The following is a 15,130-nucleotide window of genomic DNA, read 5'->3' on the forward strand; positions in this document are numbered from 1 at the left end:
TATTGAGTCGACTTTGACCATTTTCGAATTGCCTGCGAAAGCCGGTATCCATTTGATGTTGAACAATTGATGGACGCTGACTTTCGTCGGCAATTCGAATTAGGCTAAAGTCAACTTATTGATGGAAAAACCCATATTAACGAATATCTTTTCAGATTTATTATATTTTTTTACATACAAAATGAACCAATACAACTCATATTACTATAAAATATATCAAAGAGTATTGAGAGAGAAATAAATGACAAAAAAAAATCAAGAGTTATTAATTGATGCAATAAATAATTTAGGTTTGGATATCCCTTCTGATGTTTTTCATTTTGATTTCAATCGCACTGATGGCCAAAAGTACTTAGAAAAAGCCCCATCAATCCCCTGTCTTATTCGTAAATCGAGTGTGGATGGATGTTTTGCATTAGATAGATATGATCCACATCGAGATACTTACTCTCATCTATTAATTGTGCCCCCCAAAACGGAGAACGAAGAGTTTAAATTTTGTCACTATGAGAACGGGGTTATGACTGAAATTAGCACATTGAGCGCCTACCTCAACGTAGCCAATATACCCACTTTAAAGTGGCAGCAACTCAAAACACGATTAGAGCAACACCCGCCCCAAAAAAACGCGGTTATGAGTATACAAAGCTTAGACCAACAAGTAATTGCATTAAATGCAACACAAGTCGATGAATATGCTCGAGACAATCCCTCTGTAAAAAAAAGTGGGGATGGCCATACAGGACTTGCAATAGCTCAAACATTACACGCCCCTTTTGTCGTAGTTAGGACTGAAGGAAATCGTGCTGAAGCGAATAAAGTATTAGAAGGACATTTAGTAAATAACGGATTGCTTGTACTCACCGGACACGGTAATCCTGACGGCAATATGATAGCCGGAAATTATCTTAATAAAGATCAAATGCTATTTGTGCAGCAAAGAGAGCGAGGCTCTATTGATATAGTTAGCTCAGCACTAGAAGCCGGATTAAAGAGTGGCGATCAAATCAATATTCTACTTAGTATCTGTTATGGGGCTGCGGATACTCAAAAAAATGGTAACAGCTTTGCTCATAAGTTGGCTAAAGAATTTGCTAAACATGGGATCAGCACTACTATTATTGCCAGTGTTAAACCAGTGCATCGATTCGGTACAGGTGCTATAGAGCAAGGGAAGTTAACATTTACCAATGAAGTTGGTATGGCACCAACGGATATACGTGTTTTTTCTACACAAGTGGACACACCTAATGCTAATCCCGTTATCGATATTTATAAGCCCAATGAAATAATTCAACTCTCAAGAGAAGGTTTTAAATTTATCAATCCGTATAAACCAATAGCTCAATCAAGTACATCAAAGGATGATGCACCTCAAAATATTATTATTACTCCAACACCCTTATCGAAAATAACACAACAACCGGAATTAGTAGAGAAACAACAACGCCTAGAGAAAGAAAAACAACTGCTGGAACAACAGCGCTTATTAGAGAAAGAGAAGCAACAACGTTTAGAGCAAGAAAAACAGTGCAAAGAACAACAGAATACGATCGATCAATATAAAGCTAAACCAGAAATTGCCAAGCTATTTAATGCCATAAAAAATATGGAGAATTACGGAGAAAAACTTTTAGGCATAGGCGCTGACAAAGGAACTACGGCTATTAGTCTTGCTAAAGAACTCGATAAAAAATTAGTGGATTTTCTGCTAAAATCATCCACTACCCCACCAACACAAGAGCAATTTGAGCAATTTAAAGCTGACTTTAAAGGGGCGCTACATGATAAAGATGATGTAATGCATCAACATAGAGAACAGTGGAAACCAATAGTTGCCAATATATTACTCGCTCTTAGTGGGATAGGATTAATCGCCATAATTATTAAAGCAACTGCACATGTTATTGATGCGTCACTTAATAAAAAACAACTATCTTTTAATCAAGCATTTTTCTTTGCAAAAACTCAGTCGCAAGAATTAGGTGATAAAATTGATGAGTCACTAGAAGACACCTCACTTAATTCAACGCAAAATAAAAACTAAATGGTGATACAATTATTCTCCAGCACCTACGTGCCGTGACTTGCTCACGGCATGCAAAATATCTAAATCATTATGCTTTTCTTTAAAACATAATGATTGACATAAAAACCATAAAATGGTAGGTTAAATTGAGTTTTATTATCAATTCGGAGGAAGAGATATGAGTATTCTATATAAACCGCAGCGACTGCAACCCTTGGTGTCTCATTTTAAACTAGCTATGTTCCACAATAACTTCTCTTCTGCTACCTCGACCTCGACCACCACTGCTTAATTCAAGCAATTCATTTTTAAGTTATCTATTAACTAAAAATTTTACTACTTAGTGTTTTTAACACTTGGTACTCACTATTTTTATCTAAATTTAGGTGATTCAACATGATCAACAATCATTTCTACTCCATTCATAAATTTGGAGGAAGCAGTCTTGCCAATGCAGAACGTTTTATGGCAGTTAAGTCATTATTAAGTGGAAACGAGATCGTCGTGGCTTCGGCAATACAAGGAGTTACTTCCGCATTACAATCAACAATGGATGAAGCGAAAAGCAGTTTAAACTACCTGCAAATACTGGATGAATTAAAAGAAAAACATTTAGACTTGCTCAATGAATTATCCTTAAATGATCAGAATAACGGCATTAGCAGGATAATTCAGGATGATTTCTTTAAAATCCAGGACATCTTATATGCCGTCTACCTAACTGGCCAATACTCCAAACAAACACAAAACCTTCTATTAGGCTATGGTGAATTATGGTCCGCAATGATTCTCAAAGAATTTCTTAGCCAACAAAGGAACGTTGCGCTTTTAGACGCTTCAAAAGTTCTATTTGTCTATGAAAAAGAAGGAAATATTGCTATTGATTGGCATAAAAGCAAAACATCTTTAAACAACTATCTAAAAAACGTCGATTTTGAACAATTAATTATTACAGGCTTTATTGCCTCAACATTAGAAGGACAAAGAACTACTTTAGGGCGTAATGGTAGCGATTTTTCAGCAGCGATCTTTGCCAATTTATTCCAAGCCCAATCATTAACTATATGGACTGATGTCGATGGTATTTATACAGCAGATCCGAATCTTGTTCGTTCAGCAACTGTTATTGAATCATTGACTTATCAAGAAGCATTAGAATTAGCCTATTTTGGTGCAAAGGTGCTTCATCCTATGACTATTGCTCCACTTGTAGAACAAAAAATTCCGCTTTACATAAAGAACAGCTTTGCTCCTCAACAAAAAGGGACTTATATCTCAGAATATTCAAAATCTCCTGTTGCATTGATTAAGGGAATAAGTTGCATTACCTCAATTGGTTTAATTAATATAGAAGGTAGTGGACTAATCAGCGCCTCTGGAATTGCATCTCGTGTCTTCGATATCCTATATCGCCATGAAATCCACGTTCTCTTTATCTCACAAGCTAATTCAGAACATTCTCTTTGTTTTGCAGTACCAACTCACTTGGTCACTATATCAAAAGAAATATTATTAGAACGTTTGCTCTCAGATATTGAGCGTAAACATATTAAAAGTATTTATGCAGATACTGAGTGTTCTATTTTATCCATTGTTGGAGATAACATGGTAGGAACACCTGGCATCACAAGTAAATTAAGCACAGCTCTGGCGAAAGCAAACATTAATATTCGAGCTATTTCACAAGGTTCATCCGAACGCAATATCTCATTGATTATAAAAAACACCGATGCCGATAAAGCAATGCAAGCCGTGCACTCAAGCTTTTATCTATCACGAAAAACACTATCCATAGGACTAATTGGCCCTGGTACTGTTGGCAAAAGTTTATTAAAACAATTGAATGAGGCCGTAGCCCAATTATGCAGCACTTATCAAATAAACCTTGATGTACGTGGCATTATGAATAGTCAGAGAATGTTGCTTTCCAATGAAGCAATTGATCTTAGCCATTGGCAACAACACTTTGCTCAACAAGCAGTGCCATCTGATCTAGAACAGTTTGTTCAACACATTACTGCAAATAATATACCTAATGCGGTCATTATTGACTGCACTGCAAACAAACAGGTTGCCCAGCTTTATCCGCGATTTATGGAAAAAGGAATACATGTTATTACGCCTAATAAGCACGCAAATGCCGGTGAATTGACCTATTATAAGAAGCTACAAACACTGGCTAAAAATCATCATTATTATTTTTACGAAGCGACTGTATGCGCTGGTTTACCAGTAATTAGCACACTACAAGATTTGATTAAAACGGGAGACCGCATTGAGGAAATAGCAGGTATTTTCTCAGGTACTCTTAGTTATATTTTTAATGAAATGGGTAAAGGTAAAAGTTTTTCCGTTGCAGTAAAAGAGGCCAAAGAGCTTGGCTTTACCGAACCCGATCCGCGCGAAGATCTTTCCGGTATGGATGTAGCTCGCAAATTAGTTTGCTTGGCGCGAGAAATGGGGCATGAAGTGATTCTAGATGATGTTGCCGTCTACGACCTAGTTCCTCCTGAATTAAAAACCTGTTCCGTAGAGGAGTTTATTGCTAGTTTACCAGCCTATGATCACCCCATAAATCATTGGTTAGTAGAGGCACGCTCACAAAATCGGAGTTTACATTACGTAGGAACTATCAACACAAATGGCACTCTTAAAGTTGCTATTGAACATCTGCCTGCTGAACATCCTTTTTCTAGACTTGAAGGCACCGATAATATGATTATTTTCCGCACTAAAAGGTATTGTACACGCCCTCTGATTATTCAAGGACCTGGAGCCGGCGCCGAAGTTACAGCTGCGGGCATTTTTTCTGATTTATTACGTCTAGTGGCAGCCTTATAAAGAGAGGACATTTTGATGAAAAAAATTAAAGATTCCATTCAATCCATTAAGGCATTTGCCCCAGCCACCTGTGCTAACGTTGCTGTTGGCTTTGATATTTTGGGTTTTGCAGTTGATTCTATAGGTGATTATGTCACATTGACTAAACGTGATGATCAAAAAATAATTATAGAGTCAATAGATTCACAACAGTCACTCCCTTTTACTAGCGATAAAAATACAGCATCGGTGGTTCTTCAGAAATTTTGTCATGATTTAGATTTGGAACATGGTTTTTCTGTCCATATCAAAAAAGGAATTCCATTGTGCTCTGGCATGGGGGGCTCAGCGGCGTCAGCAGTCGCAGCCCTGGTTGCCTGCAATGCCTTTTTATACTTGCCTTTGCCTCTTTCCGACTTAGCCCGCTTTGCCTTGTTAGGTGAGGAAGTTGCCAGTGGGGAAGCACATGCTGATAATATCATTCCTTGCCTTTTTGGTGGTTTGACATTAATTCAATCTCAGCAACCAATGAAGATCCTTAATCTCCCTATTCCAGATCTCTATTGTGTGTTAATCCATCCTCATCTGCAGGTGTCTACCCGTGAAGCAAGAAAAACCCTGCACAAAGAACTATCCTTAGCAAGTCATGTGCAACAATCCGCTTATCTTGCCTCATTCATAGCTGCACTATATGAGCAAGATTATTCTCTCTTAAAACAGGCGATGAATGATGTAATTATTGAGGCTCAACGTGCGCAATTTGTCCCTAAATTTTATGAAATTAAAGAATCTGCTATGCGAGCTGGAGCACTAGGCATGTCTTTTTCTGGATCTGGGCCATCCTTATTTGCTTTTGCTCGAACAACAGTAAAGGCCAAAGAAATTAGCCAAGCCATGCAATTGTGTTTACAAAAAAATAACATCCATTCCGATTGTTGGATATCAGCAATTAATAAAAATGGAGCTCGAGTAGTAGAGGAGATTTTATGAACTATATAAGTACTCGCAATCACTTACATTCACTTTCATTATCAGAAGCGATGCAGCAAGGATTAGCCTCCGACGGGGGCTTGTTTCTTCCCGAGCAGATGCCAATTATTGACGAGCCTCTCGCTTTATCTAATAAGACCTACGCAGAATTTTCGTACGTTTTATTAAAAGATTTCTTCAAAACAGATGAGCTGGCGCATTCCTTAATGGCTATTTGCGAGCGAGCTTTTCAGAGTCCTATTCCATTAAAACAACTCAATAAAAACACTTTTGTACTAGAGCTTTTTCACGGCCCGACCAGTTCTTTTAAAGATTTCGGTGCTCTTTTTTTAGCGGAATGCCTAAGTGGCACAAATAATAAAAAGAAAACTATTCTGGTAGCAACATCAGGAGATACGGGCTCCGCTGTTGCAAGCGCATTTTATCGCAAACCTAATTATAAAGTGGTTATTCTCTACCCTGAAGGTCAAGTTTCAGTGAAGCAGGAGCAGCAAATGACCTGTTGGAGAGAAAATATTTTTGCTTTTGCGGTCAATGGAAACTTTGATCAATGCCAACAACTGGTTAAATCTGCTTTTCAAGATCCGTTGTGCTCATCATCCACTGAACTCAGTAGCGCAAATAGCATTAATATAGGCAGATTATTACCTCAAATTTCCTATTATGCTTATACAAGCTTACAGTTTTACAAAAATAACCAGCAGAAACCCGGCTTTATCATTCCTTCTGGTAACTTAGGTAATGCAACGGCAGCCTATTGGGCAAAAGCAATGGGATTTCCCATCAGAGCAATTGTCTTAGCAACTAATACAAATCGAGTGATTTCCGATTATTTAAATAGTGGTATTTACCAAGCTCGCCCCAGCATAAAAACTATAGCCAATGCCATGGATGTAGGTAATCCAAGTAATTTAGAACGATTACACCACCTATTTAGTTCATTTACTTCTTTTAAAGAAAATGTACAATCCATTTCTGCTAATGATTGCATTATTAACCAAACTATAAGTGATGTTTATAAGCAATACGGCTATATCAGCTGCCCCCATACAGCAACCGCTTTTTACTCTAGAAATCAATTAGATAAACAACCATGGATTGTCGTTGCAACGGCTGATCCTTGCAAATTTGATCAAATAATTGAACCCATCATTCATGTTAAAGTACCCATAGCACCCCAGCTACAGAGATTATTGGACAAACCGCAACGATTTTTTAGAATGGAGGCTAATCTCAATGCATTGCGCAAGGTGCTAAATGAGTAATTATAATCGATATCAGTCACCTAGATGAAATTACCCCAAATAATCTATGTAGCCTTGTTGCAGCACTACATCAAGGCTACATAGGGTTTGGCATTTGTAAGTTTAAAAATGATATATGCCTTCTTTAGGAAATTCTTCGCTCTGGTGGATGACAGAGGGTTCGCAGGTAACTCTTAAGAAGCAGTAATGCTGTTCATCTCTGAATCGAAAGACATAGTAAAAAAAGCCCTTCCTTTTGCTTGCAACAAATTTTTAAGAGGTAAAAATAAATTTTCAGGAAGCAGATCAATATCAATCCACTCCCATGAAGCGACTTTATCTTGCTCTAAATTTTCTACCATTTGGCCTTGAGGATATTTAGCCCGTAAAAATATAGAAACATAATGCTTCTGCTCTTCCTTAAATACATCATTTGTCACCGCGATTACTGTTGGGTTAGATATAACTAACCCCGTTTCTTCCTTTGTTTCGCGTATGGCACATTCTTCAAAAGTCTCACCATATTCCAAATGCCCACCAGGGGGGCCCCAAGTAGAAAGGCCATGGCTTTTTATTCGCTGCCCAAGCAATATTTTAGTATCCTGAAAAATTAATACCCCAATACCTACTTTAGGATGGTTCATATAAAACACTCACATTTTATATAATCTAGACCTTTCTTCGTTGCATAATGGCTGCAAAAAACTCTGGCTTATTTAGACCTATAGCTGCAAATATTTGAGGAACCCTATCCCAACTCCCTTCTTGCTCTATGCTGGAGACTACCAATTCAAAGCCTGCATTTTTATCCTCAACAACGCCCCATCCGTTAATATAACAAAGACCTCTTAATCTTTTAGCAACAATGTGCCCTAAGTTTTCAGCAGCTAATAAATGGACTAAAGCTTCCTCAAAAAGCTTCTGCGACCTGTTGAGATTCTCCGCGCTATTAAAAATGCCTTCCTTATTCAAGTTCAACCGATATTTTGCCTCGTCAAGAAAGATTTGCCCTAGCTGAAAATGCGCAGAAGAATCATCAAGACTAGCCGCTGCTCTATAACACTCTATAAACATAACTTCTGCATAGGGGTATTTTTTATTGTGAATTAACTTCTTATAGATGCCAGCTAATTCAAAATAGTGCAAAACTTCTCTTTTAAGAACCTCATCTCCAGGCTGATTATGGACACGATTAGCTTGCATTGCTTTAATTTTTTTTATAAGCCTATTAATTTTCCATCTAGTCATATTAAACATGAAAACTCCCATCGTATCTATATCTGCACGAGTAGTTGTAAAAGAAGAATAATAGCTACAATAGCAACCATTAAAAATATAATTTTAAATGCTAAACCTGCAGACTCGCTAATGTCTCTAGTAACTGGTGGCGGGATGTTTTTTCTTTCTTGTTCTTTCCCCGCATCACCTACCTTATAAATCTGATTATCAATACGATTCGAAACATAATAGGCAATATACCCTGTAATTAAACTAGGTATAAAAAATATAAACCATACTAAGGTATTCGCTTGGCCTTCACTCATATTATATTGCTGTTCAAAATTCGCAGCTAATATAGTAACAATGCCAGGAACCTCATAATTTAAATGCCAAATTAAAAAAGGGGCAATATACAAGCTAAAGAAAAAAAGCGACAAAGCTGAGATTAGACAAATAATTCCTAAAATATACAACTTGTTATTACTTTCATATCGATCAGGCTCCATAATATTCATTCCATAAATAAGTTCATCTTAAAAAACAAGGAGATAAATAAAAGATAGCAGATGAAGGCCAATAAGTACACTCGCAGATGTCGTTTCATAAGCAACAAATAAGAACCAGAAATACTCTTATGTTACTCTACGATCATTATCTTCATTATTACAAGAATAAAAACGTTTCATACTCATCAATAGACCTCTTTCCAAGCTCTACTATTAAAAATAATCTTATTTTATGTTGAACTTACATTAATTGGTTTACAATGAATCTATTGCTCACTAATTTGAATAAAAGTAAACCATGAAACGATATGTTTTTATGCTTTCAGATGGTACTGGTATTACTGCTGAAACACTAGGCCATAGCCTAATCACACAATTTGAAAATATTGAATTTGAAAAACAAACCATCCCCTACATTGATTCAGTGCAAAAAGCAGAAACTGTCGTTCTACGTATTAATCAAACTTTTGAAGAGCAAGGAATCAGACCTCTCGTATTTATGACATTGGTCAATCCTGAAATCAGGCAGCATATCAAGAAAGCTAATGCATGTGTCTTTGATTTATTCAGTACCTTTATTGGTCCTCTAGAAACAGAGCTGCTTGAAAAATCCTCTTACACTGTAGGTCGAACCCACGGAGTTGCGGACGACAAATCGTATTCACATCGTATAGAAGCTGTTGATTTTGCCTTAGCCCATGATGATGGGATAAAAACACGCGGTTATGAGAAGGCAGATATTATTTTAATTGGAGTTTCTCGTTGCGGTAAAACACCTAGTTGTCTTTACATGGCATTGCAATATGGAATTTTAGCGGCAAATTATCCTTTCACAGAAGAAGATCTCATGGGTTTTAAGCTGCCGGAAGTACTTCGTTCCTATAAACAGAAACTGTTCGGACTCACTATAGATACTCAGCGTTTACAACAGATTCGTTCTGAACGTAGGCCTAACAGTAAATATGCTTCCGCGGAACAATGTCGTTTAGAAGTAACTGAAGTTGAAACGATGTATCAAAGAGAAAAAATTCCCTATATCAACTCAACCAAGTATTCCATTGAAGAAATAGCGACAAAAGTGCTCGCTGCAGCTGGATTACAAAGAAAGATATAAGGAAGAAAAGAGGAAAATCCAATCCTTAGCTGCGCTCTGGATAACAGATGTACCCCGGTTGCTTGCAACCGGGATCAAACTATATAGTAGCTTCTGCCCCATCAAATTCTGAGTCAGTAGGTTCTGATGTTAATCGTTTAAAATGCCATGAAAAATATAATGCCCCAAGACCAGTACCTATTAGACCTAATGGTAATGCATTGAGATTGCTCATCAACCAATAGCCCGCAAGCATTGACAAGAGAGATGAACCAAACATTCTGACCGTGTTGATAAAGGCAAGTGCCGTTCCAGTATTTTCTTTAAAATCAGTTAAAACTAAGGACATAGTTGGTGGTGCACTAATGCTTATCCCTAAATTCGCAACTAATGAAAAAGATAGAGCCGCAAGACTAAAACCATAAAGAGTCATAGTAGCAAGCATGGCAATGCCACCAATTATTATAAACCAATTACCTAAATAAATAGTGAGGGTCATGCTTAATCGATCGCGAAGCCAAATACCTAAATAGTTACCCAAAATAATATTTAGTCCATTAAATGTAAATATTATTCCGAACCCTAAAGGAGAAAATCCAAGCCTATCTATTATCAAATAAGAAGAATTAATAACACTTAGCATTACTGCAGCAAAGCTAAACATCATAATCATGGAAGCACACCATAAAATAGGCGAAGGTAAAATCTCTTTATAGGCGATCCATGCGTCTTTTATCTTAAAAGAACGTTCTGGTGCTACCCAAAAAGGGGACTCGAATAACATGGTTCGAGATTGAAGCCAAAGGACAATAGCAATCCCCGCCATCAAGACAAAATTAGCTTGCCAATCCCAATAAGTAAAAATAAGAGAACCAAGCACAGGGGCAAGAATAGGTGAAACAGCAATAATCATTGAAATATAAGACAGCACCTTGGCTCGTTCTATGGGATCTTCACTATCACGCGCAGTAGAATAAGCGATTAAGTTGGAACAACATAATGCAAAGCCTTGAAGCGCACGCCCTATTACTAATACAGTAATATTAGGGGCATAAATACATATTATGCTGGAAACCACGGCTAATATGAGGCTGCCAGGAAGTAAACGACGACGCCCAAAATGATCAATCAAAGGTCCCCAAATTAATTGCGTTACCCCAAATACAAATAAATAAATACTGAGAGTCAATTGGCTTAAATTGTGTGTTGTATCAAAATAACTCGTTATGTAAGGTAATGAGGGTTGATAAAGATCGAAGGTCAATAATGAATAGGCTGATAATAGCCCAATCAAAATAGTGGAGGTCCGTGCTTTTGACATAATAATCATCTTAAATAATATGGAGCGCTATTGTAGCAATTTTCATTTCATAGATGAATAATGGCTCATCAAATTCGTAATCAATCACGAGATATATTCGAATTCTGGTGGAAAGTCGAATTTGGTCTCACATTGAATGAAAACACACTAACACTGCTCGCCTACTGATGTGTCGACTTTGGTCATTTACGAATTGCCGACGAAAGTCAGCATCAATCAATCGTTCAACATCCTATGGATACCGGATTTCGCCGGTAATTCGTCTAAACATTCCAAACTCGCTGTGGAGAGGAACAAGGGAGAAGCACGAGGGGTGTATACGAAAGTCACTTGAGGATTCGAGCACCGTAGCCACGTAGATCGGGCAGCAAATTGCCCGACTTTATAGAATGAGGAACTATATCTTTTGTCGGGCTACGAAACCTGAACTGCATTAATCTAAACTACCCATAAAGCCATAAAATCATCAACTTTCATCGCTGCAAGAGCATTGGTATCACTCATTGTTTTTATGATTTTTTCCACTCGCTCATTAGAGAATCTAGTTTGTAGATTTTTCTTAAACTTAGACATTAAAACAGGAATGCCTTCTTCACGTCTGCGCTTATGTCCTATTGGATACTCAATAGTGACTAATTCACTCTCAGTACCATCTTTGAATACTAGCTTAACGCTATTTGCTATAGAGCGCTTATCAGGATCATGATATTCGCGAGAAAAACGCTCATTTTCAGTAACATGCATTTTACTACGTAATATATCTATCCTGGGATCAGCAGCAATATCATTCTCATAATGCTCTGCTGTCAAATCCCCAAATAATAAGCCTATGGCTACCATATACTGTAAACAATGATCCCTATCTGCAGGATTATGTAAAGCACCTTGCTTACTAATGATACGTATAGCCGACTCATGCGTTATCAATTCGATTCTGGCAATATCATCAAATCGCTTGTTAACTTGAGGATGCAAAATTACAGCGCACTCAACAGCAGTTTGTGCATGAAACTCTGCAGGGTAAGATAGTTTGAACAAAACATTTTCCATTACATAACTACCATAGGGTCGTTGAAATTTAAATGGTTTTTTTCCAAACAATACATCATAGAATCCCCAAACAGGCGCACTTAATGCACTGGGATATCCCATTTCACCTGTTTTAGCAATTAAAGCGAGGCGAACCGCTCTGGCTGTAGCATCTCCTGCTGCCCATGATTTTCTAGAGCCTGCATTGGGAGCGTGTCTATAAGTTCTAAGGCTTTGTCCATCTACAAATACCTGAGATAAGGTGCGTAACATCATGTCTCGGTCAGCGCCAAACAACAATGCAGCAACGGCAGCACTTGCTACTTTAACTAAAAAAACATGATCCAAACCCACACGATTAAAACTGTTTTCAAGCGCTAAGCACCCTTGAATTTCATGCGCTTTAATCATCGCCGTCAACACATCTTGCATTAAAATGGGCGGACGTCCTTTAGCACAATTATCCCTACACAGATAATCAGCAACGGCTAATATAGCTCCTAAATTATCAGAAGGATGTCCCCATTCTGCTGCCAACCAAGTATCATTAAAATCTAACCAACGAATCATGGCGCCGATATTAAATGCGGATTGAACTGGATCCAACTCATAATTAGTTCCTGGTACGCGTGCTCCTCCAGGCAAAGTAGCGCCCGGAACAACGGGTCCCATTAGTTTCGTACACTCAGGAAAATTAAGCGCTAACATGCCGCAGCCCAAAGTATCCATTAAACATAAACGAGCTGTTTCATAAGCTAAAACGCTATCTATTTTCTTATTAAGTACGTAATCCGCAATATCTGTAATAACCTGATCGTAATCAGGTTTCACATTATCTTCTACAAAACTGTGCATATTAACCTCTTGTCTTAATTGCAGGAAATGCTCTGGTATCAGGGCCTGTATATTCAGCCATAGGTCTTATTAATTTATTATTCGCTCTTTGCTCGAACACATGAGCAGACCATCCCGTGATGCGCGACATTACAAAAATTGGCGTGAATAAATGAGTAGGAATATCGCAATAATGATAAGCAGAAGCGCTATAAAAATCGAGATTTGGAAATAGTTTTTTCTCATCCCACATGACTTTTTCTATGCGTTCTGAAATATTATATAAAAGGAGATCTCCCTTCTCATCACCCAGGCGATGAGACCACTCTTTAATAATAGGCGAGCGAGGATCACTAGTTGTATAAACTCGGTGGCCAAATCCCATTATTTTTTCTTTATTAGCCAACATTTTTTTTAATCCAGCTTCAGCGTCATCTGGAGTTTTAAAACGCTCTATTAATTCCATAGCAGCTTCATTGGCACCACCATGTAAAGGGCCGCGTAATGTACCAATGGCAGTTGTTATAGCTGAATAAAAGTCAGACAGTGTTGCAGCAGTAACCCTAGCTGCGAAAGTAGATGCATTAAATTCATGTTCAGCATAAAGAATAAGCGAAACGTTCATCATGTCAGCTTCTAATTGGCTTGGTTTCTTTCCATGTAATAAGGAAAGAAAATGTCCGCCAACCGTTTGTTCGTCGCTCAAACCTGTTATTTCTTTATTGTGAAAATGATAGGCATACCAATAACACATCATTCCAGGGAATAATGCCAGCAAGCGATCAGCAATTTGATATTGCTGCGAAAAATTAGTTTCTGGCTCAAGAGTTCCTAAAAAAGAACATCCCGTCCTCAATACATCCATAGGATGAGTGTTTTTGGGAGTTAGCTTCAGAACTTTTTTTAAATCTTCAGGTATTTCTCTGAGACTAACTAATTTTTTGGTGTATTCATTAAGCTCTGTTTGTGTTGGCAGTTTGTCATAATGTAACAAATAAGCCACCTCTTCAAAGCTTGCTTTTTCAGCTAAATCCTGTATGGAATAACCTCTATAATTTAGCCCTTTACCCGCTAGTCCAACAGTAGCAATGGCAGATTGCCCCGCAATAACACCAGCTAAACCTCCACTTTTACTACTCATTCTCTTCCTCCATTAGTTGGTCTAGTTTTTCTTCGTATTGATGATATTCAAGCACTTCATATAATTCGTTACGCGTTTGCATCTTATCCAACATAGAGCGTTGCGTACCTTCTTGAATAATAGTTTGATAGGTATTTAAAGCGGCTTGAGACATTGCTCTGAAAGCGCTTAAAGGATATAAAATTAAAGAAATATCTACTTGTGCGAGTTCTTCACGCGTAAATAAGGGAGTTTTACCAAACTCTGTAATATTAGCTAAAACAGGGACATTAACATTTTTGGTAAATAATCGATATTCATCTAGCGTAGTCATGGCCTCAGGGAAAATCATATCAGCGCCAAGTTCAACACATAATAAAGCTCTCTCTATCGCTGCCTCCATGCCTTCAATCGCATAAACGTCTGTTCTTGCCATAATGACAAAATCAGGATCTTGGCGAGCATCAACAGCGGCTTTAATGCGGTCCCCCATTTCATGCATTGAGACAACTGCCTTATTAGGTCTATGCCCACATCGTTTTGCTAATACCTGATCCTCAATATGGATAGCGGCAACGCCTGTTTTTTCCATAAGTTTTACGGTTCTAGCAATATTAAAAGCATGTCCCCACCCAGTATCCACATCAACTAAAAGAGGCAAAGAGCAGGCTTCAGTGATTCTACGAGCATCTTCCAATACTTCTGGCAAACTTGTCATACCAAGATCAGGGATACCATAAGAAGCATTAGCAACCCCTGCCCCAGATAAATAGATTGCTTTACAACCAGCAGATTCAGCAAGCATTGCAGTATAGGCATTGATGGTGCCCAAAACTTGTAGCGGTTTACTTTCCTTTATTGTGTCCCTAAAAATTTTGCCCATGCTACGTGCCATTTTCATCTACTCCTTGATCCTAAAAGGA

Annotated in this window: 12 protein-coding genes; 5 read left to right on the plus strand and 7 right to left on the minus strand. The window is 37.9% G+C overall.

Annotation, left to right across the window (positions count from 1 at the left end):
* Window positions 1-241 precede the first annotated feature (241 nt).
* The 4 genes from LFA_RS07060 to thrC all read left to right on the plus strand — a co-directional run bounded on the left by LFA_RS07060 (window position 242) and on the right by thrC (window position 7,104).
* Window positions 242-2,047, plus strand: coding sequence for a hypothetical protein (locus tag LFA_RS07060; protein ID WP_045095561.1), 1,806 nt, complete (start codon window positions 242-244; stop codon window positions 2,045-2,047).
* A 378-nt stretch (window positions 2,048-2,425) separates the two neighbouring features.
* Window positions 2,426-4,870, plus strand: a complete 2,445-nt coding sequence (gene thrA / locus LFA_RS07065; protein ID WP_045095562.1) for a bifunctional aspartate kinase/homoserine dehydrogenase I — start codon at window positions 2,426-2,428, stop codon at window positions 4,868-4,870.
* Window positions 4,871-4,885: 15 nt separating this feature from the next.
* Window positions 4,886-5,839 carry a homoserine kinase gene (locus LFA_RS07070; protein WP_045095563.1) on the plus strand — a complete coding sequence of 318 codons (954 nt, stop codon included), beginning with the start codon at window positions 4,886-4,888 and terminating at the stop codon, window positions 5,837-5,839.
* Window positions 5,836-7,104 (plus strand): threonine synthase, encoded by a 1,269-nt coding sequence (thrC, locus tag LFA_RS07075; RefSeq protein WP_045095564.1) that lies wholly within the window; start codon window positions 5,836-5,838, stop codon window positions 7,102-7,104. Before LFA_RS07070 ends, thrC begins: the two co-directional genes overlap by 4 nt.
* A gap of 173 nt (window positions 7,105-7,277) precedes the next feature.
* Here the strand turns inward: thrC and LFA_RS07080 are convergent, their stop codons facing one another.
* The 3 genes from LFA_RS07080 to LFA_RS07090 are packed head-to-tail and all read right to left on the minus strand — an operon-like array spanning window position 7,278 to window position 8,810.
* Window positions 7,278-7,727 carry a nucleotide triphosphate diphosphatase NUDT15 gene (locus LFA_RS07080; protein WP_045095565.1) on the minus strand — a complete coding sequence of 150 codons (450 nt, stop codon included), beginning with the start codon at window positions 7,725-7,727 and terminating at the stop codon, window positions 7,278-7,280.
* Window positions 7,728-7,752: 25 nt separating this feature from the next.
* Entirely contained in the window at window positions 7,753-8,340 is a 588-nt protein-coding gene (locus LFA_RS07085) for an SEL1-like repeat protein (protein ID WP_045095566.1), read from the minus strand.
* Between the two features lie 17 nt (window positions 8,341-8,357).
* The gene (locus tag LFA_RS07090) at window positions 8,358-8,810 is read right to left on the minus strand and encodes a hypothetical protein (protein WP_045095567.1); all 453 of its coding nucleotides are present in this window, start codon (window positions 8,808-8,810) and stop codon (window positions 8,358-8,360) included.
* A gap of 298 nt (window positions 8,811-9,108) precedes the next feature.
* On the opposite strand from LFA_RS07090, the gene ppsR reads away from it, so the two are divergent.
* Window positions 9,109-9,924 (plus strand): posphoenolpyruvate synthetase regulatory kinase/phosphorylase PpsR, encoded by an 816-nt coding sequence (gene ppsR / locus LFA_RS07095; protein ID WP_045095568.1) that lies wholly within the window; start codon window positions 9,109-9,111, stop codon window positions 9,922-9,924.
* A gap of 79 nt (window positions 9,925-10,003) precedes the next feature.
* On the opposite strand, the gene LFA_RS07100 is transcribed toward ppsR, so the two are convergent.
* From LFA_RS07100 to prpB, 4 genes are all read right to left on the minus strand, one after another.
* A complete protein-coding gene (locus LFA_RS07100) occupies window positions 10,004-11,224 on the minus strand; it encodes a multidrug effflux MFS transporter (RefSeq protein WP_045095569.1) in 1,221 nt (406 codons plus the stop codon).
* A 438-nt stretch (window positions 11,225-11,662) separates the two neighbouring features.
* Window positions 11,663-13,108, minus strand: coding sequence for a bifunctional 2-methylcitrate dehydratase/aconitate hydratase (locus tag LFA_RS07105; protein WP_045095570.1), 1,446 nt, complete (start codon window positions 13,106-13,108; stop codon window positions 11,663-11,665).
* 1 nt (window position 13,109) lies between these two features.
* Window positions 13,110-14,228: a bifunctional 2-methylcitrate synthase/citrate synthase gene (prpC, locus tag LFA_RS07110; protein ID WP_045095571.1), complete on the minus strand. Its 1,119-nt coding sequence runs from the start codon at window positions 14,226-14,228 to the stop codon at window positions 13,110-13,112.
* On the minus strand, window positions 14,221-15,102 hold the full coding sequence (gene prpB, locus LFA_RS07115; RefSeq protein ID WP_045095572.1) for a methylisocitrate lyase: 882 nt from the start codon (window positions 15,100-15,102) through the stop codon (window positions 14,221-14,223). The genes prpC and prpB overlap by 8 nt, the downstream gene beginning before the upstream one ends.
* Window positions 15,103-15,130: the final 28 nt, after the last annotated feature.

Source organism: Legionella fallonii LLAP-10 (assembly GCF_000953135.1).
Taxonomy (GTDB): Bacteria; Pseudomonadota; Gammaproteobacteria; order Legionellales; family Legionellaceae; genus Legionella; species Legionella fallonii.